Raw genomic sequence first — 22,902 nt, forward strand, 5'->3', positions numbered from 1 at the left:
GGATCCATCGACGCCGGCGCTGCGCGCCTACGCTCGGACGAACGATCTTGTCCGGCGGTCCGATCCCGGCCGTTCGCGGCGAGCGTAGGTGACGTCGAAGCGCCGTCTCAAGGCTGAACCCGAAGCCCTCTCCCTCCGGGAGACGGCGGCGGCAGGCGGGCGCAGCGAGACATCCGGCGGCACCGACCCCTGTCCCGAACCCCTCCCCCGAGCGGAAAGGGGCCTGAACATCAGGCGACGGCAAACTGGCGCGCCTGCTCGAGCGCCATCCGCCCGAGCACCCGCTCGATCCGCACGAACACGTCCGCCAGCTGCGCCGGCGGCGGCAGCAGGGTCAGGCGGAAGTGGCGGCTCTGCGGCACGTTGAAACTCGAGCCCGGCACCACCAGCACCGCCTCCTCCTCCAGCAGGCGCAGGGCGAAGGCATCGTCGTCGAACTGCGGCAGGGCGTCGGCGCGCACCTGCGGGAAGGCGTACAGCGCGCCGGCCGGCGCGACCAGGTCCAGGTACCGGCTCGCGCGCACGCCGTCGAGCACCGCCTGTCGTGCCGCGTGCAGACGGCCACCGGGGGCGGTGAGTGCGCCGATCGTCGCGCGCCCGGCCAGCGCCGGCTCGACTGCCCACTGCGCGGTCACGTTGGCGCACAGGCGCAGCGCGGCGAGCAGCTGCAGGGCGTCGCGGTAGGCCGCGGTGCGCGCCGGGTCGCCGGACAGGCTCAGCCAGCCCACGCGGTAGCCGCAGGCGCGGTGCACCTTCGACAAGCCGCCGAAGCTGAGGCAGGGCTGCGCGCCGGCCACGTCGGCCAGCGGCTGGAACGGTGCGCCGTCGTACAGGATCTCGTCGTAGATCTCGTCGGTGAGCAGCAGCAGCCCGTGCCGGGCCGCGATCGCCACCAGCCGTTCCAGCAGGGGGCGCGGGTACACCGCGCCGGTGGGGTTGTTCGGGTTGATCAGCACCAGCGCCCGGGTGCGGGAGGTCACCAGCGCCTCGACCTCGTCAGGATCGGGCAGGTGCGCGTTCTGCGCCAGGCAGCGGTAGTAGCGCGGGCGGCCGCCGTTGAGCAGGGTGGCCGCGCTCCACAGCGGGTAGTCGGGGCTGGGCAGCAGGACCTCGTCGCCCGGCTGCAGCAGGGCACGCAGCGACAGGTCGATCAGCTCGCTGACGCCGTTGCCGATGAACACCCGCTCCACGGACACGCCCTGCGCGCCGCGCGCGCGCTGCTGCGCGACGACGGCCTCGCGCGCCGCGTCCAGGCCCTGCTCGTGGCCGTAGCCTTCGCTGTCGGCCAGGCGGGCGGCGACCGCCTCGCGCAGATGCGCTGGCGTGGCGAAGCCGTAGCGGGCCGGGTTGCCGATGTTGAGCTTGACGATGTCGCGGCCGGCCGCTTCCAGTTCGCGCGCGCGGCGGGTGAGGGCGCCGCGGATCTCGTAGCGCACGTCGGCCAGGTGCGCGCTGGGGGTGATCGGGGCCGGCACGTGGTCCTCGGTCGGGCAACGGAAAGCCGCGATCCTAGCAGCGCCCGGCCCCGGTGGGAGCGGGCTTGCCCGCGATGGGCGCTCACCGGTGGCGCTTCGGACGTACCGCTAACTTGCGCGACCGCCCGGGCGCAGGCCAACGGAACAGGCATAATCGGTGGCCATGAGCGATCCCGCCATCATCGACCGCCTGCGCCGCATCGGCTGGCGCGGGGAGCTGCCGCCCGGTGGGCGCCGCATCGCGCGCGTGATCGCCCAGCATCGGGCGGGCTACGAGCTGCACGATGGCGTCGCGTCGTTCGGCGCGCAGCCGGCCGGGCATTTCCTCAAGCGCTCGCTGGATCCCACCGAGCGCCCCGCCGTGGGCGATTTCGTCGAGGTGGAGGAGGGCCGCCCGCCGCACATCGCGACCGTGCTGCCGCGCCGCAGCGTGCTCTCGCGCGCGGCCGCCGGCGAGCGCTACGAGCGGCAGATCATCGCCACCAACATCGACTACGTGCTGGTGCTGACGGGGCTCGACCACGACTTCAACCCGGCGCGCATCGAACGCTATCTCTCGCTGGTCGAGGATTCGGGCGCGCAGCCGGTCGTCTTGCTCAGCAAGCTGGACCTGCAGGCCGACGGCGACGCGCGCCTGGCCGCGCTGCGCGAGCGGCTGCCGGCGGGCGCGCCGATCCACGCCATCAACGGCAAGGACCCGGCCAGCGCGGAGCTGCTCGCGCGCTACCTGCAGCCGGGGGACAGTGCGGTGCTGGTCGGCTCTTCCGGCGCGGGCAAGTCCACCCTCACCAACACGCTGCTCGGCGAGTCGCGCATGGCCACCGGCGAGGTGCGCGCGCACGACAGCCGCGGCCGCCACACCACCACCCACCGCGCGCTGCTGATGCTGCCCAGCGGCGGCTGCCTGATCGACACGCCGGGCATGCGCGAGCTCAAGCTCACCGGCGAGGAGAATCTCGACCTGTTCGCGGACATCGAGGCGCTGGCCGAGACCTGCCGCTTCGCCGACTGCGGCCACGGCAGCGAGCCCGGCTGCGCGGTGCAGGCGGCCCTGGACTCGGGCGAGCTGGCCGCCGAACGCTGGCGCAACTACCTCAAGCTGCGCGACGAGCGCGAGGAGCAGGCCGCCACGCTGGAGGCGCGGCTGCGCCGGCAGCGTGGTGGTCGTCCGGTGGAGCGTCCGCATGCCCACCGCGGCCGGCGGGAGCGGGAGTAGCGGCGGCCATGGACTCCCCGCGCCGCCTCGCGTCCGCGTGCCGCCCCCGTATTCGCGGGGGCGCGGCGCGATGAACGTCGCCGCATCCGAGCTGCAGCGCTACGCCGAACTGGACCGGCGCCTGCTGGGCGCCGCCCGCGCGATCAACATCCTGCCCACGGTGAGCTGGCCTGCGTCGATGGAGCAGCGACTGATCGCGGCGTTCGCCCAGGGCCGGTACCTGCTTCCGCAGGTGCGCTACCAGCGGCCCGACCTGTCCGCCGCGCGTGCCGAACTGGCTGCGGTCGAGCGCGAGGCGGCGGCCGTGCTGCCCGGCGACCCGCTGGGCGACTACCTCTGCCGCACCGCGCAGTCCTGGCGGATCGCCGCGGAGATGCTGGAGGCGGTCGGCAGCGCCGGCGTGACCGCGCCGTCCATCGCGCTGTACGGCCGGCCCGGGGATTCGATCCCCGGCAGCCACAAGAGCAACCTGGATGCGGCGCGCTACTTCGTGGAACTGTCCGACGAACTGGGTGCGGACCTGCTGGCGGACGACATCGCCACGGATCTGCCGGCCGAACAGCTGCGCGCCGACCTGGGTCGCGCGCTGGACGCATTCTTCGGGCCCGGCCGCATCGCGGTCGAGGTGGACCCGGAGCTCACCGCCAAGGCGGCCGCCGGCGCCACCCGCATCCGCCTGCGCGGTGGCGCCTGCTTCAGCGAGTACGACCGCCACCAGCTGCTGGCGCACGAAGCCTTCGTGCACTCGCTGACCGCCCTGAACGGCCGCGCGCAGCCGCTGCTGGCCTCGCTCGGGCGCACCTCGCCGCGGGTGACCGCGACCCAGGAAGGCCTGGCGGTGTTCGCCGAGCTGATGTCCGGTGCCATCGACATCTCGCGGCTCAAGCGCATCAGCCTGCGCATCCTGGCGATCGACATGGCGCTCAACGGTGCCGACTTCGTTGAGGTCTACAAGTACTTCGCCCACTGCGGCCAGAGCCCGGCGGACAGCTTCCATTCCGCGCAGCGGGTGTACCGCGGCGTGCCGCTCACCGGCGGCGCGGCCTTCGCCAAGGACAACGTCTACCTGTCCGGCCTGCTGACCGTGCACACATTCTTCCGCTGGGCGTTCAAGCAGCAGCGCATGGACCTGCTGCGCAACCTGTTCGCGGGCAAGCTCGCCCTGCACGACGTGCTGAGCCTGCAGCCGCACTTCGAGGCGGGCCACCTGCTGCCGCCGCGCTGGCTGCCGCCATGGATGCAGCACGCGCACGGCCTGGCCGGCAAGCTGGCGTTCTCGCTGTTCATCAACGGCATCCACATGAGCCAGGTGCAGGCGGACGAGCTGTCCCTGCGCCTCTGAACCACCACGGCCCGGCCGGTGGGCGTGGGCTTGCTCGCCATGCTTCGGCCCCAGCTGTGCCGACGCGGCGAGGGGATCGCGAGCAAGCTCGCTCCTGTACCGCCTGCGGGGTCGTTCCACCGGCACGCCTGCTACCATGTAAGGCCGCTTCCCTCTCGCACAAAGCCGCCCGCAATGGCCCATCCCGACGACCTGCGCCACGCCGCGCTCGAGTACCACCGCCATCCCCGCCCCGGCAAGATCAAGGTCAGCGCGACCAAGGCGATGGTGACCCAGCGCGACCTGGCGCTGGCGTACTCGCCCGGCGTTGCCTACGCCTGCGAGGCGATCGTCGAGAACGCGCACGTGGCGAGCGAGGTCACTGCACGCGGCAACCTGGTGGCCGTGATCACCAACGGCACCGCGGTGCTCGGCCTGGGCGACATCGGCCCGCTCGCCGGCAAGCCGGTGATGGAGGGCAAGGGCGTGCTGTTCCAGAAGTTCGCCGGCATCGACGTGTTCGACATCGAGCTCGACGAGCGCGATCCGGACAAGCTGGTGGACATCATCGCCGCGATGGAACCCACCTTCGGCGGCATCAACCTGGAGGACATCAAGGCGCCGGAGTGCTTCATCGTCGAGCGCAAGCTGCGCGAGCGCATGAAGATCCCGGTGTTCCACGACGACCAGCACGGCACCGCGATCATCGTCGGCGCGGCGGTGCTCAACGCGCTGGCGGTGGTCGGCAAGAAGATCGAGGACATCCGCCTCGCCACCACCGGCGCCGGCGCGGCCGGCATCGCCTGCCTGGACATGCTGGTGGCGCTGGGCGTGAAGCCGCAGAACATCCTGGCGTTCGATCGCGAGGGCGTGATCCACACGGGACGCGAGGGACTGGATCCGGACAAGGCCCGCTACGCGCGCGATACGACCAAGCGCACGCTGGCCGAGATCGTGGCAGGCGCGGACGTGTTCCTGGGTCTCTCCGCCGGCGGCATCCTCAAGCCGGAGATGGTCGCGACCATGGCCGAGCGCCCGATCATCCTGGCACTGGCCAATCCCAACCCGGAGATCCTGCCGGAGGACGCCAAGCGCGTGCGCCCGGACTGCATCATCGCGACCGGCCGCTCGGACTACCCGAACCAGGTCAACAACGCGCTGTGCTTCCCGTACATCTTCCGCGGCGCACTGGACGTCGGGGCGACCGGCATCAACGAGGCGATGAAGCTCGCCTGCGTGCACGCAATCGCGGAGCTGGCACGCATGGAGGCCTCGGACCTGGCCGGTGCCTACGGCGGCGAGGTCCCCTCGTTCGGCGCGGATTACCTGATCCCGCGCCCGTTCGACCCGCGCCTGCTGGTGATGCTGGCGCCGGCGGTGGCGCAGGCGGCGATGGACTCGGGCGTGGCCACGCGCCCGATCGGGGACATGGACGCCTACCGCGAGAAGCTCGGCCAGTTCATCTACCGCACCAGCCTGCTGATGAAGCCGGTGTACGAGCGGGCCCGTGCGGACAAGAAGCGCGTGGTCTACGCCGAGGGCGAGGAGGAGACCGTGCTGCGCGCGGTGCAGACGGTGATCGACGAGAAGCTCGCCTTCCCGATCCTGATCGGCCGCCCCGAGGTCATCGCCCAGCGCATCGAGCGGCTGGGCCTGCGCATGCGCGAGGGCGTGGACTACGAACTGACCAACATCAACGACGACCCGCGCTTCAACGACTACTGGCAGCAGTACCACGCGCTGACCGAACGGCGCGGCGTCACCCCGGCGGCGGCCAAGAACCTGATGCGCTCGCGTCCCACGCTGATCGCCGCGGTGATGGTCGAGCGCGGCGAGGCCGACGCGATGATCTGCGGCCTGGTCGGGCGCTACCACAAGAAGCTCGGCTACCTGCGCTCGGTGTTCGGGCTGGATCCGGGCGTGCAGTGCACCTCGGCGATGACCGGCGTGATCAACGACCTGGGCGCCTGGTTCTTCGTCGACACCCACGTGCAGGTCGACCCGACCGCCGAGCAGATCGCCGAGGCGACGCTGCAGGCCAGCTACCGCCTGAAGCTGTTCGGCATCGAGCCGAAGGTGGCGCTGCTGTCGCACTCCAACTTCGGCAGTCACGACAACGCCAGCGCGGCCAAGATGCGCCGTGTCTACCAGCTGCTGCGCGAGCGCGCGCCGCGGCTCGAGGTCGACGGCGAGATGCAGGCGGATACCGCCTGGGACGGCGTGCTGCGCCAGCGCATCTTCCCCAACACCACCCTGCACGGGCGTGCCAACCTGTTCGTGCTGCCCAACCTCGATGCGGCCAACATCGTCTACAACATGGTACGGGTGATGACCGACGGCGTGGCGATCGGGCCGATCCTGATGGGCGTGGACAAGAGCGCGCACATCCTGACCCCCGCCTCGACCGTGCGCCGGGTGGTGAACATGACCGCGATCGCGGCGGTGGACGCGCAGATCCGCGCCGGCGCCCGGGAGGCCGGCATGGAAGTCGTGCGCAGCATGCGCTAGGAGCGCAACTGCCGTATCCTTCGCCGCAAAAGGGGGGTGACCATGGCTGAGCCACAGGAAGCCCGCACAGGGACGCGCCGGCTTCCGACCTGCACCGTGCTGCTCATTGCGTACCGCATGCAGCACACCATTGCCGAGGCCATGCGCTCCGTGCTCGCGCAGGATGTGCCGTGCGAGATCATCGTCTCGGACGACAGCTCCGGCGACGACACGCTGGCGATCGCCGCCGCCATCGCCGCCGACTACCGGGGGCCGCACTGCATCACCGTGCGCAGCACGGCGCACAACCTGGGGCTGTGCGCTCACCTCAACGAACTGGCGGAACTGGCACAGGGCGAGGTGCTGGTGTTCCAGTCGGGCGACGACATCGCCTATCCGCACCGCGTCGCGCGCTTGCTGCAGGCCTTCGTGGACCATCCGCAGGCGCAGGTGGTCGGCTCGGCGGTGGACGACATCGACGAGCACGGACGGCTGCTCGCGCGCCGGGTACGCGGCCTGCCCGCGCGGATGGACCAGCGCGCGTTCCTGCGCCGCGGGCGCATGCAGACGGTGCTGGGTGCGTCGATGGCGGTGCGCCGCGAGCTGCTCACCGGCCTGCCGCCGCTGGCCGGGCCGGTCGAGGACAACATGCTCAGCCTGCGCGCGGCGCTGATCGGCGAATGCCGCTGCCTGCCCGAGGCGCTGCTGGGCTACCGCCAGCACGGGCAGAACCTCAACCAGTGGATGTTCGACCGCAGCGCGAACGACTATCCGACCTACGAGCGCCGCAACCGGCGCGTGCTGGCGATGTACCGCCACATCGCCGCCGACCAGGAGCGCTGCGTGGCGGCGCGGCCCGAGCTGCCGGCCGAACGGCGACGGCTGGCGCTCGAACTGGCGGCGATGTACCGGCTGGAGGCGGACATGCGCGAGGCGCTGCTCGATCGCCCCCGCCACCAGTGGCTGCGCCTGATCTGGCGTGGCCTGCGCCACCCCGGCCTGCACCGCAAGAGCGCCGAGCGCGGGCTCAAGCTGTTGCTGCCGCGGCGCTGGTTCGGACGCACGGGGCGCCCGCGCGGCTACCTCGGCCATCCCTGACCCGGCTCAGGCGGTCCGCGCCTCCAGGCGCGCCCGGTGCAGCTTGCGCAGCAGCCGCAACTGCAGGCGCAGGGCGACGCGCCATGCCGCCTCGTGCTGGGCCAGCGCGGCGCGCTCGTGCCAGATCCCGCGCAGCAGCCCACCGCAACCCTCACCGTCGACGGCCGCCGTCAGTGCCTCGGCCAGGCGGCGCGCGCGCCCGTCGGTGTCGAACCGGCTGGCGGCCAGGACGCCGAGCAGCGCCTGGCGGTCACCGATCCAGCGGCGGTAGCGGTCGCTGCGCCGCGTCGCCTGTCCGGCGGCCTTGCCGAGCGACGAGAACGCCTGGCCGTGGCGACGGAAGCGCACCAGCGGCCGGTCCACGTACACCACGCCTGCGCGCGCGGCGGCGAACATCGCCAACGTCCAGTCGTAGTACAGCGCGGTCGGCAGCGGGCGCACCTGCTCGAACAGGCTGCGTCGCAGCAGCATGGCGTGGCCCGATACCGAGTTGTGCATCACGAAGCGCAGCGGCTGGTCGCCCTCGAGCATCTGCAGGTCGTCGGAGATGCGGCGCCCGGCACAGCGGCCGTCACCGTCGATGTACTCGGAGTCGCAATAGGCCAGGTCGTGGCCGCCGATCGCCGCGTGCAACACCGCCAGCTTGTCCGGCAGCCACACGTCGTCCTGGTCGCAGGGGGCGAGGAACTCGCCGCGGCACAAGGCCATGGCGCGCTCGAAGCTGCGGGTGGGCCCCAGGTTGTGCGGATTGGGGTGGAACCGCACGCGCGGGTCGCGGCGCGCGTAGTCCTCCAGCACCGCGAGGCTGCCGTCGGCGGAGCCGTCGTCCACCGCCACGATTTCCAGCGATACGCCGCGCTGGGCGAGCACCGAATCGAGCTGTTCGGGCAGGAACGGGCGGCCGTTGTAGACGCTGAGCGCCACGGAGATCAGCGGTGGGTCGTTCGTGGGCATGCGGTCGGCGCCGGGGAACCGGACGCCATGGTACGGCAGCGTGCCGTGTGGCGGGTGCCGCGGTGCACGGCTAGAATCGGGGGCTCCCCACACGTCGACCAGCATGGCGCCCAGGCGCGCCGCGGAGAAGCTTCATGGATCAGCTCGATGACATCCTGAACCAGGATATCGACCCCACCGAAACCCGCGAGTGGGTCGAATCGCTCAACGCGGTCATCCAGCACGACGGCACCGAACGCGCGCACTTCCTGCTCGAGCGCATGGTCGATTCGACCCGGCGCTCCGGCGGCTACCTGCCGTTCGACCCGACCACCGAGTACGTCAATACCATCGCGCCCAGCCAGGAGGCCAAGAGCCCGGGCGACGCGGCGATGGAGTGGCGCATCCGCTCGCTGATCCGCTGGAACGCGATGGCGATGGTGGTGCGCGCCAACCGCAAGCCGGGCGAGCTCGGCGGCCACATCGCGAGCTTCGCCTCCTCGGCCACGCTGTACGACGTCGGCTTCAACCACTTCTGGCGCGCGCCCAGCGCCGAGCATCCGGGCGACCTGGTGTTCCACCAGGGACACTCCAGCCCGGGCGTGTACGCCCGCTCGTTCCTGGAAGGGCGCATCGACGAGGCGCAGCTGGACCTGTTCCGCATGGAGGTGGTGGGCAAGGGCCGCGGCCTGTCCTCCTACCCGCATCCCTGGCTGATGCCCGACTACTGGCAGGTGCCGACCGTGTCGATGGGCCTGGGTCCGATCCAGGCGATCTACCAGGCGCAGTTCTGGAAGTACCTCGAGCACCGCGGCCTGGTTCCCAAGACCGACCGCAAGATCTGGTGCTTCATGGGCGACGGCGAATGCGACGAGCCCGAGTCGCTCGGCGCCATTTCGCTCGCCGGCCGCGAGGGGCTGGACAACCTGATCTTCGTGATCAACTGCAACCTGCAGCGGCTGGACGGCCCGGTGCGCGGCAACGGCAAGATCATCCAGGAGCTCGAGGGCGTCTTCCGCGGCGCCGGCTGGAACGCGATCAAGGTGATCTGGGGCAGCTACTGGGATCCGCTGCTGGCGCGCGACAAGGACGGCGTGCTGCGCAAGCTGATGATGGAAACGCTGGACGGCGAATACCAGGCCTGCAAGGCCTTCGGCGGTGCCTACACGCGCGAGCATTTCTTCGGCAAGTACCCGCAGACGCGCGAGATGGTCGCCAACCTGTCCGACGACGACATCTGGCGTCTCAACCGCGGCGGCCACGACCCGCACAAGGTCTACGCCGCCTACCACGCGGCGGTGCACACCAAGGGCATGCCGACGGTGATCCTGGCCAAGACGGTCAAGGGCTACGGCATGGGCGCGGCCGGCGAGTCGCAGAACCCCACCCACCAGCAGAAGAAGCTGGACGACGAGGCCGTGCGCGCCTTCCGCGACCGCTTCAACATCCCGGTGCCGGACAGCAAGCTGGCCGAAGTGCCCTACTACCACCCCGGCAAGGATTCGCCGGAAGTCGAGTACATGCTCGAGCGCCGCCGTGCGCTCGGCGGCTTCCTGCCGCAGCGCCGCCGTCGCACCGAGGTGCAGCTGAAGGCGCCGGAGCTGTCCGCCTTCGAGCAGATCACCAAGGGCACCGGCGAGCGCGAGATCAGCACCACCATGGCGCTGGTGCGCGGCATGAACCTGTTGCTGCGCGACAAGGCGATCGGCCCGCGCGTGGTGCCGATCGTCGCCGACGAGGCGCGCACCTTCGGCATGGAGGGCATGTTCCGGCAGATCGGCATCTACGCGCCGTTCGGGCAGAAGTACCGCCCGCAGGACGCCGACCAGCTGCTGTACTACCGCGAGGACCAGAAGGGCCAGGTGCTGCAGGAAGGCATCAGCGAGGCCGGCGGCATGGCCGCGTGGATGGCCGCGGCGACCAGCTACAGCATCAGCAACCAGCCGATGCTGCCGTTCTTCATCTACTACTCGATGTTCGGTTTCCAGCGCATCGGCGACCTGTGCTGGGCCGCCGGCGACATGCGCGCGCGGGGCTTCCTGATCGGCGGCACCTCCGGCCGCACCACGCTCAACGGCGAGGGCCTGCAGCACGAGGACGGCCACTCGCACCTGATGGCCGGCGCCATTCCCAACGTGAAGTCGTACGACCCGACCTTCTCCTACGAGATCGCGGTGATCCTGCAGGACGGCACGCGCCGCATGCTGCAGGAACAGGAGGACGTGTACTACTACATCACCGTGATGAACGAGAACTACCCGCACCCGGACCTGCCGAAGGGGTGCGAGGAAGGGATCATCAAGGGGATGTACCTGTTCCGCGACTCCGGCGTGGGCCAGGGCAACGGCAAGGGCAAGTCGAAGGCCAAGGTGCCGTGCGTGCAGCTGCTGGGCTCGGGCACCATCCTGCGCGAGGTCATCGCCGCCGCGGAGCTGCTGGAGAAGGATTTCGGCGTCGCCTCCGACATCTGGTCCTGCCCGAGCTTCGCCGAACTGCGCCGCGACGGCTTCGACGCCGAACGCTGGAACCGCCTGCATCCGGAGGCCGAGCCGCGCGTGCCGTACGTGGCCCAGCTGCTCAAGGGCCGCCCCGGCCCCGCCATCGCCGCCACCGACTACGTGCGCGAGTACGCCGACCAGATCCGAGCGTTCATGCCCGACGGCATGCGCTACACGGTGCTGGGCACCGACGGCTACGGCCGCTCGGACACGCGCGAGCACCTGCGTGATTTCTTCGAGGTCGACCGCTACTGGATCGCCCACGCCGCGCTGGCCGCGCTGGCGAAGGACGGCCTGGTCAACGCCAAGGACGTGGCGCGCGCGATCAAGGAATACAAGCTCGATCCGGAAAAGCCCAACCCGCTGACGGTCTGATCCTGCGCTTCCCGGCCCTCTTTCCCTCGCAAAGAGGGCCGTTCGCTCCTCCAGGCACCGCCGGGCGGAGGCTAATCCGCCAGCGCCTGCTGGATCGCCTCCAGCCCGTGCCCGCGCGTCTCGATACCGCGCCGGGCGAGCACCCAGGCCGCCGCCGCCATCGGCAGCGCGATCAGCAGCGCCGACAGCATGAAGTGCTCGAACAGGCCGAGCACGCCGAGCAGCGCGCCCAGGATGCCGCCGAGCTTGGAGCCGCCCGCGATCAGGCCCGCACCGGTACTGCGCAGGTGCACCGGATAGATCTCGGCGGCATACGGGATCAGCGTGGCGATCACGCCGCTGACGCTCAGCAGCAGCAGCACGGTGGCCGCGGTGGTCAGCGCATTGGCGCGCCACCCGAGCGCGCCGACGGCGAAGAACAGCAGCAGCGCGGCGGCGGTGAGCGCGATGAACAGGACCAGCGTGCGGATGCTGCTCCAGCGCTGGTAGCAGCCCACCACCACGGCGACGCCGGGCAGGGCGAGGACCGCCGAGCGTGCCAGCAGCGCCGCGCTCGCCTGCGCATCGACGCCGAGCTTCACCAGGTTGGCCGGCAACCACAGCAGGAAGCCGAAGTTCGCCAGCCCCCAGGCCACCGCGCAGACCAGCAGGCCCCAGGTGATCGTGGCATGGCGGCCGCGCAGCAGCTGGCGCATGCCGATCCGCGGGGCGTCGTGCGCGTGCGTCGCCCCGGGCGGCGCATTGCGCACCGGCGGCTGGTTGCCGGAGAACTGCTGCAGCACCCGGCGAGCCTGATCCTCCAGTCCGGCCAGCGCCAGGAAGCGCGGCGACTCGGGAATGTAGCGGTTGAGCAGCACGATCAGCGCGCCGGTGGGCAGGTTGAGCAGCCAAAGCGCGCGCCAGCCGAAGGACGGCTCGAACAGGGTCGCCGCACCGGAGGCGAGCAGGTAGCCGGCCGAGGTGCCCACGCCGCCGAGCGCCACCAGCAGCCAGCCGCGATGCGCGGTGGGAATGGTCTCGGCCATCAGGGTGAAGGTGATCGGCAGCATGCCGCCGGCGGCCGCACCCATCATGAAGCACATCACCAGGTTCCAGCCGAATGCAGGCATGGCGCCGCAGATCGAGGTGCCCATGAACATCAGGGCGGACAGCAGGATGGTCGCGCGCCGGCCGAACAGGTCGCCCAGACGCCCCCACACCACCGAACCGACGGTGGTGCCGATCAGCGCCGACAGCGCGAGCAGGCCGCCGGTCGCCGCGCTGATGCCGTACTCGGCGGCCATGCCGGGCATCACGAAGCCGATGGTCGCCGGCTTCATCACGTCCACCGCCAGCGCCAGGGTCAGCACGATCACCAGCTTCCAGTGCTCGCGGTTGAGCGGCACGTGGTCGGCGACGTGGAAGGGCAGCGGACTGCGCTCGGGGTGCAGGGCCCGGCGCATCTGCGCCAGCCGCGGCATCAGGCCGTAGCCCGCCAGCAGTACGCCCAGCGGCACCAGCGCCATGCCGACCCGCATGGCGCGGTCCATCGGCATGCCGGCCAGGTGGTAATGCATGGGCGCGGCCATCGCCAGCATGGGCAGGTGCGCCAGCACGCCGGCGATCACGCAGGCGCAACCCAGCCAGAACGCGACGGGATGGTGGAAGGAGATGCCTTTGGCGGACATGCGGCGGGAGCGGACGGGCGATGCCCAAGCTTACTCGCGACGGCGGGTACTCAGGCGGGTTGGACCGGCGATGATCCGGTGCGCGGCGGGTGCCGGTGAGCGTCTCCTTCGTCCGGGCCGGCCGGCTGGCGCCTGCCTGCCATGCCACCTTCGCGCCGTGCGCACGGGCGACTGGCGATACTGCGGGCAACGGCAGCCAAAACGCAGGTTTCCATGAACCAGTACGAGCCAATCGCCGCTCCGGTGCCGTCCGGGCATGGCCTCTCGATGGGCGCGCCGCCCGGTCCGCCCGAGCATCCCCAGCAGGATCCGCCGCCCCAGCGGCCGAACGAGCCGGCAAACCCGGGGCCGCAGCCACCCGAGTTGCCGCCGGTCGAACCGCATTCGCCGACCTTGCCCGAACCCCGGATGTGAGGCGCAACACCGCGCCGCCGACCGGCACGGGTCCCCGGCCGCCGCCGGACGGCCGGGAGCCGCCGCGTGCCCGGTGGCCTCAGTCCTCGTCGCTGCGTAGCAGCCGCCGTAGCAGGAAGAACGCGCCGATGGTACCGGCGACCACGGCCACCGCCGCCACCGGATGCCGGCTGGCTTGGCGACGGATGCGGCGGTACTGGTAGTTGGCCTCGTCCGCCAGGTCCTCGGCCATGTGCGAGAGCTGCTTGCCGTAGCCCAGGCCGCGGTTTCCGAAGCGACGCGTCATCCGGCGACCACGCTCGACCAGCTCGCCCGCGGTGTCGGCGGTCTCGTTGGCGTAGTGGCGCACCCGATCGCGCACACGATCGCTGGCGCCGTCGAAGCGCTCGAAGTTTCTGTTCATGGGGCCTCCTTTGCGTCGTGGCCCCAGCCTGAACGTGCCGCCGTGAGCGAAGCGTCGAAACCGCTGGGCTCGCGCCCTGCGCGTTCAGGCTTGCCTCACGCCGGGCCGCGTGCGCGCTACGGCTCCAGCGTCGCGGTGCGCGAGAGCCTGGAGACGCCATGCTCGTCGAACGCCTCCACCGCCACCACATAGCGCACACCCTTGTTCAGCGCGCGCAGGGTCAGCCGCGTGGGCTGGTCGGCGAAGCGCTGGTAGGTCTCGTGCAGGCGGTCGGCGGAAAGGCCCCAGCGCACGTTGTAGCCGACCGCGCCGGGTACCGGCTCCCAGGCGATCTGCGCGTCGCGCGCATCGGGCAGGCGGCGGGCCGCGGTGAGCTCGGGCGCCGGCGGCGGCGCGCCGTCGGCGTTGCCGAACACGCGCAGGTCGGAAATGGCCAGGGTGTGCGCACCGACGTGCCCGTGCACGTAGCGCACGTAGCGGATGCGCGCCGGCTGCGCCAGCTCCACATAGGCGTTGGGGCGGTCGCGCGTCTCGTGCATCAGGTCGGCCAGCGCCTGCCAGTGCTTGCCGTCCGTCGAACCCTCCAGGCGGAACTGCGTGACGATGTCGGGCGCGTCGCCGTAGCGGCCGGACCGGTAGTCGGCGTAGTTCACCTGCACCGCGCGCACGGTGCGCGGCCCGCCGAGGTCGAGCGTGAGGGTCTCGCCCGGCGCGTTGCGCGCGGCCAGCCAGAAAGTGCGCGGGTTTTCGTCGGTCACCGCGGAGGCGGGGTGGTCGGCCGTGGCAGAGGAGGCCTGCGCGTGCTTGTGGTAGGACAGCAGCATCCAGCCGGTAAAGGTGCTCTCGCCCTCGCGCAGCGGATGGTCGGGCATGCGGTGGGGGAAGTCGCCGAAGCGGGTGTCCACCCACATCTGCCCGTCCGCGTGGAAGCCGGCGGGGAACAGGTCGATGCGTCGCTCGAAGTTCCAGTTGAGGCCGATCCACATGGTGCCGCTGTTCCACCAGTTGCCGTGCGCGTCCTGGAAGGTCGAGCCGTGGCCGGCGCCGGTGACGAAGCCGCCCGGCTTGTAGCCGACCGGGTTGTACGGCGCGTAGGTGAACGGGCCGAGCGGGCCGTCACCCACGTAGACGCCAGTGGCGTAGACGTTGAACTCGGTGCCTGGCGCCGCGTACTGCAGGTAGTAGCGGTCGCCGTGGCGGTTCATCCAGGCGCCTTCGACGTACGGGTCGATGGTGGTGTCGGTGTGGTCCTGGCCGAAGCGCTCCCAGCCGTGCTGGTCCGGATGCAGCCTGAGCAGCGCCTTGGGTTCGGTGACGAAGCGCATGCGCTTGCCTTCGCCCTCGTCGGCGTGGTCCAGCGCCAGGTCGATCTGCGCGCCGTACAGCGGGAACACGTTGGACGAGTCCCAGTAGAGATAGGTCTTGCCGTCCTCGTCGCGGAACAGGCCCGGGTCCCAGGGGCCGGGCGGCAGGTCGCCCGGCTTCATCTCGCTCTCGTGGCCGGCCCACACCGCGTGCGGCACGGGCGGCAGCAGGCGCGTCCAGAACCGCCAGTGGCCGTGCGCCGGATCGGTGGAATACAGCAGGGGCCGCGGCTCCATCGCCGACTGCATGAGGAACAGCTTGCCGTCGGCGACCAGCGTGGCCGGCGCCACCGGGCCGTCGAAGGGCCACTTGTCCGGCTTGACGAAGTCCCAGTGCACCAGGTCGGTCGAGCGCCAGTAGCCGTCGGCCAGGGTCTGGAACAGGTAGTAGGCATCGCCATAACGCACGAACGCGGGATCCGCGCCGGTGCGGTAGGAAATGCCCTGGTTCATCTGTTCGTAGTTGTAGCGGTAGTCGATGTCGATCGGGTTGGCGTACGTGCGGCCATGGAACTCCGCGGCGTGCGCCGCGCCGCCGGCGGACGCGGCGAGCAGCAGGGCGAGGCAGGTCGTGCGCATGGCGGTTCCTTCAGTAGCGCCAGCCCGTCAGGTCCGCGCCGGCCGGCGCGTGGCTGTCGAGGTAGCGGGTGACGGTGTCGATCAGCTCCTTGCCGCGCGGGCCCCAGCAGTGCGGCGCCATCGGCTGGTAGGTCACGCTGCCGCGGAAGGACGGGTTGCGCGCGCGCTTCAGGAACGCGTCCATCGCGCGCACGCCCATGTTGAGGTTGTAGGTGTCGGCGTCGCCGACGTAGAGGTGGATCTTGTCGGTGACCTTCGGGCCCAGCGTGGCCCATTGCGATTCGAGCAGATGACGCAGGTCGAAGTGCGCCTTCCAGTACCGCGCCACCTCGTGGTCGATCACGCCGGTACGCTTGTCCCACAGCCGCTGCGGGTAGCCGTCGGCGCCGACCGGGCCGAAGGCGGCCTCCCAGATGTCCCACTGGCCGCCGGAGCGGTCATGGTCGCCCACCGCCAGCTCGTACCAGTTCTCGTCTTTCATCATCGCCTCGATGTTGCCATCGGGCTGGCGCGTGTCGGGGCGCTCGACCTTCACCCAGCCCTTGTCGAGCCAGTAGGCGTTGGCGTCCTCGTAGATGTTCACCACCTGGTGGTGGCGGAAGTCCAGCGCGTCAGGGCAGGAGGCGAAGGTGCCGCCGTAGAAGTCGGGATGGAACAGCATCTGCGCCATGGCGATCCAGCCGCCGGTGGAGCCGCCCTCGAGGATGCGCGCCCACGGCTCGCGGATGATGCGGAAGCGCTTCTCCACTTCCGGCAGCAGCTCCTGGTGGATGGCGTCGTCGTACGGCCCTTCGTTGGCCGAGTTCACCGCGTACGAATCGTCGTAGTACGGCGACGGGTGCTGCAGGCTCACCATGATGTAGCGTGGCGTGCCGTCGGCCAGCCAGTAGTCGCGGAAGCCCGACTTCGCCCGGTCGAAACCGCCGGGCGCGGCGGTGGAGAAGTGGCCCTGCTCGTAGATCACCGGATAGCGCAGGTGCGGATGCTTGTCGTAGTCCCGCGGCAGCAGCACCGTGGCGCCCAGCCAGATCGGGTGCCCCCACCAGGCGCTCAGCAGCTCGCTCTTGATGCGGAAGCGCTTGACGTACGGCGTGTCCTTCGGGAACGGGATCGGCGGGATCACCCGGTCGGCCACCAGCGTCACCGGCGTGGCCGCGGCCGGGTCGTAGTGCACCTTCACCGGCTTGCCGTAGAGGTTGCCGGGCGAGTGCTTGAAGTCCTGGCCTTCCCACTGGTCCATGTGCAGCCACACGGTGTGCCCGTCGGCGCGCCTGAATTCGGTGTACACGTTGACGAAGGGCTGCAACCAGTAGTCGCCGGCGGGCAGCTGGCGCAGGCTGGTCAGCGGCGCGCCGGAGTCGCCGGGCTCGATGGCGACGGTCTGGCCGGGCGCCAGCGCGGTCACGTCGTGGCCGAACAGTGGCACGCCAGTGATGTCGGTCTGTTCGATCGGCGGCGCGTCGTTGCTGCGGCTGACCGCGACGTAGACGCGGCCGGTGACCGGCTGCGCGCGTGCCTGGGCGCTGAAGCGGACCAGGATGTGCGGACCTTCCGCGGCATGCGCGCAAGGCAGGGCAAGGGCGAACAGGGCGGCGCCGGCGAGGCGCAGGAGCGGCAGGGGCGTGGTCATGCCGCCGATGCTAGCCCGCGATCCGCGTTACGCCCACCGTTACGCGCGTTGCGCGGCCGCGACGTGCGCCAGGGCGCACGCGCGGGCTAGATCGTCTTGAGCCCCTGCGCCTCGGCCGCCTCGATCGCCTCCGGTTCGACATGCAGTCGCTGGCGCCGGCGCAGGGAGGGAAACATCACCATCCACAGTCCGACGACCGCCAGCGTGCCGATGCCGCCCAGCACCGTCGCACCGACCGCGCCGAGCCAGGCGGCGGCCAGGCCCGACTCGAACTCGCCGAGCTGGTTGGAGGTGTTGATGAAGATGGCGTTGACCGCATTCACGCGGCCGCGCATGGCGTCGGGCGTGTCCAGCTGCACCATCGAGCCGCGGATCACCATGCTCACCATGTCGAACGCGCCGGCCGCGAACAGCGCCGCCAGCGACAGCCACAGCCACGGCGACAGCGCGAACACCAGCGTGGCCACACCGAAGCCGGCCACCGAGCCGAACATGATCATGCCGACGCGGCGGGTGAGGTCGTGCCGCGCGAGCCAGACCGACATCAGCAGCGCGCCCACCGCCGGCGCCGCGCGCAGCAGGCCCAGGCCCCACGGGCCGGTGTGCAGGATGTCGCGGGCGAACATCGGCAACAGGGCGGTGGCGCCGCCGAACAGCACGGCGAACAGGTCCAGCGAGATCACCCCGAGCACGTCCTTGCGTTCGCGGATGAAGTGCACGCCGGCGAACAGCGACTTCAGCGTGGCCGGCTCGCGCCTGGGCGGCGCCTGTTCGTAGCGCAGGCAGGCCATCAGCGTGGCGGCGGCCAGGTACAGCGCGGCGGCCACGGCGTACACCACGCCCGGGCCGGCCACGTACAGCAGGCCGCCCACCGCCGGTCCGAGCACCATCGCCATCTGGAAGGCCGAGCCGCTCACCGCCACCGCCCGCGGCAGGATCGGCGGCGGCACCAGCGCGGGCAGCAGCGAGGACATCGAGGGCGACTCGAACGCCTTGGCCGTGCTGATCACGAACACCAGCGCCAGGATGCCCAGCTCGTGGATGCGGTGGGTGAAGCTCAGCACCGCCAGCGCCGCGATCGCGCACCATTCCACGATCTGCCCGATCAGCACCACGCGCCGGCGTTCGAACTGGTCGGCGACATGCCCGGCCGGCAGCGCCAGCAGTACCGAGGGGAAGAACTGCACCAGGCCGATCAGGCCCAGGTCCAGCGCGCGGCCGGTAATGGCGTAGATCTGCCAGGCCACCGCCACCGAGAGCATCTGGAAGCCGAAACCCGAGGCGATGCGGGCGAACCAGAACTGCACGAAGGCGCGGTGCTGCAGCAGCGAGTCGGTCGGGCGCGCGGCGGGCATGGGGGAATTCCGCAGGGGGAGATGGCGATTATCGCGTGGGATCCATGCGGGCGCCCGGCTTCACCTCGACTTGCCCCTCGCCGCCCTAGCCTCGGCGCATCGCCGCAGCAGGAGACCCGCCATGGGCCGCCAGGCCGAACACGTCTACACCGACCCGCCGACCATCGCGCGCTTCAACACGCTGGTCGAGCACCTGCAGAACGGCGCGCGCGTGCGGTTGCACCTGGTCGACGGCAGCACCTGCGAAGGTGTCGTCGCCGCCCGGCCGACCGTGCAGGAGTTCTTCGACGGCGACGGCAACGAGGGCACCCACGGCGTGGTGCACCTGGAGCAGCTGGGCACGTCGGAATGGAAGCGCTACGTCTGGTTCGACCAGATCGCGCGCATCGAACACCTGGATTCGGACGCGTCGCTGCGCGCCTGAGGCTCAGACGGCGCGGCGGAAGCCGTCCTCGCTCCAGCCTTCGCTGCCGACCCCGTGGTGCACGAAGAACAGGCCCTCCGGGTCGTAGTGCCGTTTCGCACGCAGCAGCCGGGGGTAGTTCACGCCCCAGAAGCGCTGCTGCCAGTCGCGCAGGAAGTAGTCGCTCTCCGAAACGTAGGACCCGGCGTCGGGCGCCAGCGCGCGCAGCGCATCCATCGCCTTGTCGACCTTCGCGGCGTGCTGCCTGGCCTTGGCCAGATCCGGGCCGGGCCCGGGCATGCCCGGGTACGCCGGGGCGCCACCGCTGCCGCTGATGACCAGGGCGAAGGCATCCAGCACTTGCGGGTTCGTGGCCGTGTCGCGGGTTCGTTCGATGGCATCGGTGGCGCCGCCGCCCAGGCCCTTGTTGAAGTGCAGCGCGAATCCCCAGTGCTGCGAGGCCGCCACCAGCGCGTCCACCAATCGCTCCTGTTGTCCGGGGCGCAGCAGCGAGGCCGGTAGCCAGGCCGACTGATAGGCGTGGATGAACCAGCCGACCTGCTCCTGGTCGCCTTCCCACAGTGCGTGGTGCGGGGGCGCGCCCGGCCGGTCGTCCGCCACCATCACGCCAGGCGCGTGCTTGCGGAAGTACGCTGCGTCCCAGAAATGCTGCGCCGGCACCGCAAGAATCTGCAGCGGCTCGACGAAGCGGCAGTCGTCACGCGCCTTCACCCAGGCGACGAAGGGTGCCCATGCCTGCTCCGCCTCCTGCCGGGTCAGGCCCTGGAATACCATCGAGATGCCCAGCGTGTCGCCGTCGCGGAACGACATCTGCTCGCCCCAGTGCCGGTTGAACAGCCTGTCCGTGTAGAAGGCCATGGCCTTGGCGACCAGCGCGCGGTAGGCCTGCGGCGAGTCCGCCTTGATCTTGCCGAAGGCGGCGCCGAAGAACGGCGGCAGCTCGAAGGTGCGCAGGGTCAGCCGGGTGACCACGCCCAGGCTGCCGCCACCCCCGCCCTTGAGGCCCCAGAACAGCTCCGGATCCTTGCAGGCGTTGACGGTGCGGACCACGCCGTCGGCGGTCACCACCTCGGCCTCCAGCAGGTTGGACGCCGCCGTGCCGAAATTCTTCGAGAAGTTGCCGAAGCCGCCGCTCTGCACCAGCCCCGCCACGCCCACCGTGGTGCAGCCGCCGCCCTGCACGTAGCGACCGCCGCGGGTGGTGACCGCGTCGTAGGCATCGATCCACATCGCGCCGGCCTGCACGCTGACCGCCGGCATCGGCGCCGCACGCCCGGCGCAGCCCTGCGGGACGAACTGCTCGTGCAGGGTCACCCGGTTCATGCGGCGGGTCCACACCAGCAGCGAATCGGGCGCGTCGGAGGTGCCCTGGTAGCTGTGCCCGCCGCCCTTGACCACCAGCCGCAGCCGGTGCCGCCGCGCGAAATCCACCGCGGCCGCCACGTCGGCGGCGGACTCGGCAGCGACCGCGTAGGCGCTCGGCTGCGAGGCCCAGGCATCGGCCCAGCCGCTGGTCTGCGTGAGCGCAGGGTTGTCGCCCACCGCGAAGGGGTTGGACAGTTCCTTGAGCGCCTGCGCGCACGCCGCACTGCCTGCCCCGCAGCCGGCGAACGGCGAGACCGGTTGCAGCAACCGCCCACCCACCGCACGCCGCAATGAATCCCACTCGGCCGGCGCCGGCCAGCCCGGCTGGCCCGGTCGTATCCGTGCGCGCAGGCCCCCGGCCAGGCCGGCGGGCAGGGCTTGCGCAGTGCGTACTGCCAGCGGCAGCAGGGGTAGGGCGAGGGCGGCTTTCAGCAGTTCGCGTCGTTGCATGGCGATCCTCCGGTGGACCGGCCCACGCTACGCGGTGCGGGGTGCCTCCAGGCCAGCGATGTGACCGGCCGTGGGCCGGCTGGGACGAGCCGTGGGCAGGTGGGACGAACCCTCCCAGGCGCACGTAGAATCCGCGGAATGAATCCGGCCCCTGGCTTCGAGTACCGCGATTTCCAGCGCTGGCGCAAGCCGGCCGAGATCGCCTTTTGGGTGCTCCTTGCGCTGCTCAACACCGTGTTCAACAGCATGGTGGCGCAGATCGACAATGCGCGGACCGCGGCCTGGGAGCCTTGGGTCTGGGAGTGGACCAGCTCGCTGACGATCCTGGCGCTGGTGCCGGCGATCCTCGCCGTGGAGCGGCGCTGGCCGTTCCGCTTCGACACCTGGCGGCGCAGCCTGCCCTGGCACCTGCTCGCGACGGTGCCGTTCAGCCTGGTGCACGTGGCCGGCATGGTGGCGCTGCGCGTGCTGGTCTACCGCCTGGCCGGGCGCCACTACGATTTCGGTCGCTGGGAGCCGGGCTTCGGCTACGAGTACCTGAAGGACATCCGCACCTATTTCATCGTCATCGCGCTGGTCTGCCTGTCACGGCTGTGGCTGGTGCGCTGGCAGGGCGAGGCGCGCCTGCTGGCGGCGCCCGACGAGGGCCCGCCGGTGGAGCCGGTCGAGCGCCCCGAGCGCTTCCTGGTGCGCAAGCTGGGCAAGGAGTTCCTGGTCAACGCGCGCGAGATCGAATGGCTGCAGGCGGCCGGCAACTACGTCAACCTGCACGTGCGCGGGCGCGACTACCCGCTGCGCACCACCATGGCGGCGATCGAGGAGCGGCTGGACCCCGCGCGCTTCGTGCGGGTGCACCGCAGCTACCTGGTGAACCTCGACTACCTGGCGGAAATCGAGCCGCTGGAGAGCGGCGACGCGCGCCTGAAATTGCGCGACGGCGCCCTAGTCCCCTGCAGCCGGCGCTACCGCGCGCAGCTGCGCGAGCGCTTCGGCGAGGCGCCCGCGGCGCTCGCCTGAGGTGCCGCCGGGTTCCGGCGGCGATCGCAGGCGCCGGGTGCTTGCACCGCTCGCCCGCCCGTTCCACCCTTGGGCTTTCCCTCGTCAGGAGAGCGTCGATGAAGCTGCCGTTCCACCCCTCCGTGGCCGTGCTGTGTGGCGTGCTGGGCCTGGCCGCGTGCTCCTCGCAGGACCAGGACCAGGGCGGCACCCCGGCGCCGGCGGCCTCCGCCCAGGACGACGCTGCCGCGCGCAAGCTTGATACCTATCGCCAGCTGCTGCGCATCCACAACGACGAGATGGCGGTGACGATGGGCCACGACATCCTGGACCACTATCCGGGGAGCGCGGCGGCGAAGGAGGTACAGCAGACGCTGCCGGCCATCGAGAAGCGCTGGAAGGAGGAGGGCGAGAAGCGCCGCCTGGCCGGGCTGTGGCTGTACCAGGTCTCGCCCATGCAGGGCGGCACGCAGTCGACCGCCACCATCTATTCCAGCGAGCCTGCCGGCAACGACCGCGTGCGGCTGGTGCTGCGCCGGCATACCGAATGGGGCCAGAACGCGTTCCTGTTCGGCAGCGGGCACGGCTTCGTGTGCCGCGGCAACTGCACCATCCCCGCCACCTTCGACGGCAAGCCGCACGGCATCAAGGCCTTCGCGCCGTCCACCGGCGAGCCGGCGCTGATGATCCGCGACGACAAGGACTTCATCGCCCGGCTCGAAAAGGCCAGGAAGATCACCATGGAGGTGACCCGGGTGGACGGCGAGAAGAAGGAGACGCTGGTCTACGAGGTCGGCGGCTTCGATCCGTCCAAGTGGCAGGCGCTGCCGAAAAAGAAGAAGTGACGGTGCA

General features: G+C 70.9%; 17 protein-coding genes. 9 read left to right on the forward strand and 8 right to left on the reverse strand.

The window, feature by feature from the left end; genetic code table 11:
- Positions 1–230 precede the first annotated feature (230 nt).
- Complete coding sequence (locus WAT24_RS01975) at positions 231–1,475, reverse strand: aminotransferase class I/II-fold pyridoxal phosphate-dependent enzyme (protein ID WP_336806128.1); 1,245 nt, start codon at positions 1,473–1,475, stop codon at positions 231–233.
- A 163-nt stretch (positions 1,476–1,638) separates the two neighbouring features.
- Here WAT24_RS01975 and rsgA point away from each other — a divergent pair, with 163 nt between their 5' ends.
- From rsgA to WAT24_RS01995, 4 genes are all read left to right on the forward strand, one after another.
- Positions 1,639–2,691 (forward strand): ribosome small subunit-dependent GTPase A, encoded by a 1,053-nt coding sequence (gene rsgA / locus WAT24_RS01980; protein ID WP_336806129.1) that lies wholly within the window; start codon positions 1,639–1,641, stop codon positions 2,689–2,691.
- Between the two features lie 70 nt (positions 2,692–2,761).
- Complete coding sequence (locus tag WAT24_RS01985; protein ID WP_336806130.1) at positions 2,762–4,033, forward strand: peptidase MATCAP family protein; 1,272 nt, start codon at positions 2,762–2,764, stop codon at positions 4,031–4,033.
- 174 nt (positions 4,034–4,207) lie between these two features.
- Positions 4,208–6,520, forward strand: a complete 2,313-nt coding sequence (locus WAT24_RS01990; protein ID WP_336806131.1) for an NADP-dependent malic enzyme — start codon at positions 4,208–4,210, stop codon at positions 6,518–6,520.
- 96 nt (positions 6,521–6,616) lie between these two features.
- Complete coding sequence (locus WAT24_RS01995; RefSeq protein WP_336806132.1) at positions 6,617–7,597, forward strand: glycosyltransferase; 981 nt, start codon at positions 6,617–6,619, stop codon at positions 7,595–7,597.
- A 6-nt stretch (positions 7,598–7,603) separates the two neighbouring features.
- Here WAT24_RS01995 and WAT24_RS02000 read toward each other — a convergent pair whose 3' ends face one another.
- Positions 7,604–8,551: a glycosyltransferase gene (locus WAT24_RS02000; protein WP_336806133.1), complete on the reverse strand. Its 948-nt coding sequence runs from the start codon at positions 8,549–8,551 to the stop codon at positions 7,604–7,606.
- 134 nt (positions 8,552–8,685) lie between these two features.
- Here WAT24_RS02000 and aceE point away from each other — a divergent pair, with 134 nt between their 5' ends.
- Positions 8,686–11,403, forward strand: coding sequence for a pyruvate dehydrogenase (acetyl-transferring), homodimeric type (aceE, locus tag WAT24_RS02005; RefSeq protein ID WP_336806134.1), 2,718 nt, complete (start codon positions 8,686–8,688; stop codon positions 11,401–11,403).
- 71 nt (positions 11,404–11,474) lie between these two features.
- Here the strand turns inward: aceE and WAT24_RS02010 are convergent, their stop codons facing one another.
- Positions 11,475–13,070, reverse strand: coding sequence for an MFS transporter (locus tag WAT24_RS02010; RefSeq protein ID WP_336806135.1), 1,596 nt, complete (start codon positions 13,068–13,070; stop codon positions 11,475–11,477).
- 213 nt (positions 13,071–13,283) lie between these two features.
- On the opposite strand from WAT24_RS02010, the gene WAT24_RS02015 reads away from it, so the two are divergent.
- Positions 13,284–13,484, forward strand: a complete 201-nt coding sequence (locus tag WAT24_RS02015) for a hypothetical protein (protein WP_336806136.1) — start codon at positions 13,284–13,286, stop codon at positions 13,482–13,484.
- Between the two features lie 79 nt (positions 13,485–13,563).
- On the opposite strand, the gene WAT24_RS02020 is transcribed toward WAT24_RS02015, so the two are convergent.
- From WAT24_RS02020 to WAT24_RS02035, 4 genes are all read right to left on the reverse strand, one after another.
- Positions 13,564–13,887, reverse strand: a complete 324-nt coding sequence (locus WAT24_RS02020) for a hypothetical protein (protein ID WP_336806137.1) — start codon at positions 13,885–13,887, stop codon at positions 13,564–13,566.
- Positions 13,888–14,003: 116 nt separating this feature from the next.
- Positions 14,004–15,830 carry a family 43 glycosylhydrolase gene (locus WAT24_RS02025; RefSeq protein ID WP_336806138.1) on the reverse strand — a complete coding sequence of 609 codons (1,827 nt, stop codon included), beginning with the start codon at positions 15,828–15,830 and terminating at the stop codon, positions 14,004–14,006.
- A 10-nt stretch (positions 15,831–15,840) separates the two neighbouring features.
- Positions 15,841–17,460: an alpha/beta hydrolase-fold protein gene (locus WAT24_RS02030; protein ID WP_336806139.1), complete on the reverse strand. Its 1,620-nt coding sequence runs from the start codon at positions 17,458–17,460 to the stop codon at positions 15,841–15,843.
- 86 nt (positions 17,461–17,546) lie between these two features.
- Positions 17,547–18,815: an MFS transporter gene (locus WAT24_RS02035; RefSeq protein WP_336806140.1), complete on the reverse strand. Its 1,269-nt coding sequence runs from the start codon at positions 18,813–18,815 to the stop codon at positions 17,547–17,549.
- A 121-nt stretch (positions 18,816–18,936) separates the two neighbouring features.
- Between WAT24_RS02035 and WAT24_RS02040 the strand changes: the two genes are divergently transcribed.
- Positions 18,937–19,239, forward strand: a complete 303-nt coding sequence (locus WAT24_RS02040) for a DUF3247 family protein (RefSeq protein ID WP_336806141.1) — start codon at positions 18,937–18,939, stop codon at positions 19,237–19,239.
- 3 nt (positions 19,240–19,242) lie between these two features.
- Here WAT24_RS02040 and WAT24_RS02045 read toward each other — a convergent pair whose 3' ends face one another.
- Positions 19,243–21,054, reverse strand: a complete 1,812-nt coding sequence (locus tag WAT24_RS02045; RefSeq protein ID WP_336806142.1) for an FAD-binding oxidoreductase — start codon at positions 21,052–21,054, stop codon at positions 19,243–19,245.
- Between the two features lie 138 nt (positions 21,055–21,192).
- On the opposite strand from WAT24_RS02045, the gene WAT24_RS02050 reads away from it, so the two are divergent.
- On the forward strand, positions 21,193–22,071 hold the full coding sequence (locus WAT24_RS02050; protein WP_336806143.1) for a LytTR family DNA-binding domain-containing protein: 879 nt from the start codon (positions 21,193–21,195) through the stop codon (positions 22,069–22,071).
- Between the two features lie 98 nt (positions 22,072–22,169).
- Entirely contained in the window at positions 22,170–22,895 is a 726-nt protein-coding gene (locus WAT24_RS02055) for a hypothetical protein (RefSeq protein WP_336806144.1), read from the forward strand.
- The last annotated feature ends 7 nt before the right edge of the window (positions 22,896–22,902 follow it).

Origin of the sequence: Fulvimonas yonginensis (assembly GCF_037137055.1) — a bacterium.
Classification (GTDB): domain Bacteria; phylum Pseudomonadota; class Gammaproteobacteria; order Xanthomonadales; family Rhodanobacteraceae; genus Frateuria_A; species Frateuria_A yonginensis.

Bases quoted from the DNA above. Each gene is read 5' to 3' on its own strand.
- WAT24_RS02050 (WP_336806143.1), top strand. From the start codon at position 21,193: ATGAATCCGGCCCCTGGCTTCGAGTACCGCGATTTCCAGCGCTGGCGC.
- WAT24_RS02040 (WP_336806141.1), top strand. From the start codon at position 18,937: ATGGGCCGCCAGGCCGAACACGTCTACACCGACCCGCCGACCATCGCG.
- WAT24_RS01990 (WP_336806131.1), top strand. From the start codon at position 4,208: ATGGCCCATCCCGACGACCTGCGCCACGCCGCGCTCGAGTACCACCGC.
- WAT24_RS02015 (WP_336806136.1), top strand. From the start codon at position 13,284: ATGAACCAGTACGAGCCAATCGCCGCTCCGGTGCCGTCCGGGCATGGC.
- WAT24_RS02020 (WP_336806137.1), bottom strand. From the start codon at position 13,887: ATGAACAGAAACTTCGAGCGCTTCGACGGCGCCAGCGATCGTGTGCGC.
- WAT24_RS02045 (WP_336806142.1), bottom strand. From the start codon at position 21,054: ATGCAACGACGCGAACTGCTGAAAGCCGCCCTCGCCCTACCCCTGCTG.
- WAT24_RS02035 (WP_336806140.1), bottom strand. From the start codon at position 18,815: ATGCCCGCCGCGCGCCCGACCGACTCGCTGCTGCAGCACCGCGCCTTC.
- WAT24_RS02010 (WP_336806135.1), bottom strand. From the start codon at position 13,070: ATGTCCGCCAAAGGCATCTCCTTCCACCATCCCGTCGCGTTCTGGCTG.
- aceE (WP_336806134.1), top strand. From the start codon at position 8,686: ATGGATCAGCTCGATGACATCCTGAACCAGGATATCGACCCCACCGAA.
- WAT24_RS01985 (WP_336806130.1), top strand. From the start codon at position 2,762: ATGAACGTCGCCGCATCCGAGCTGCAGCGCTACGCCGAACTGGACCGG.
- WAT24_RS02000 (WP_336806133.1), bottom strand. From the start codon at position 8,551: ATGCCCACGAACGACCCACCGCTGATCTCCGTGGCGCTCAGCGTCTAC.
- rsgA (WP_336806129.1), top strand. From the start codon at position 1,639: ATGAGCGATCCCGCCATCATCGACCGCCTGCGCCGCATCGGCTGGCGC.
- WAT24_RS02030 (WP_336806139.1), bottom strand. From the start codon at position 17,460: ATGACCACGCCCCTGCCGCTCCTGCGCCTCGCCGGCGCCGCCCTGTTC.
- WAT24_RS02055 (WP_336806144.1), top strand. From the start codon at position 22,170: ATGAAGCTGCCGTTCCACCCCTCCGTGGCCGTGCTGTGTGGCGTGCTG.
- WAT24_RS02025 (WP_336806138.1), bottom strand. From the start codon at position 15,830: ATGCGCACGACCTGCCTCGCCCTGCTGCTCGCCGCGTCCGCCGGCGGC.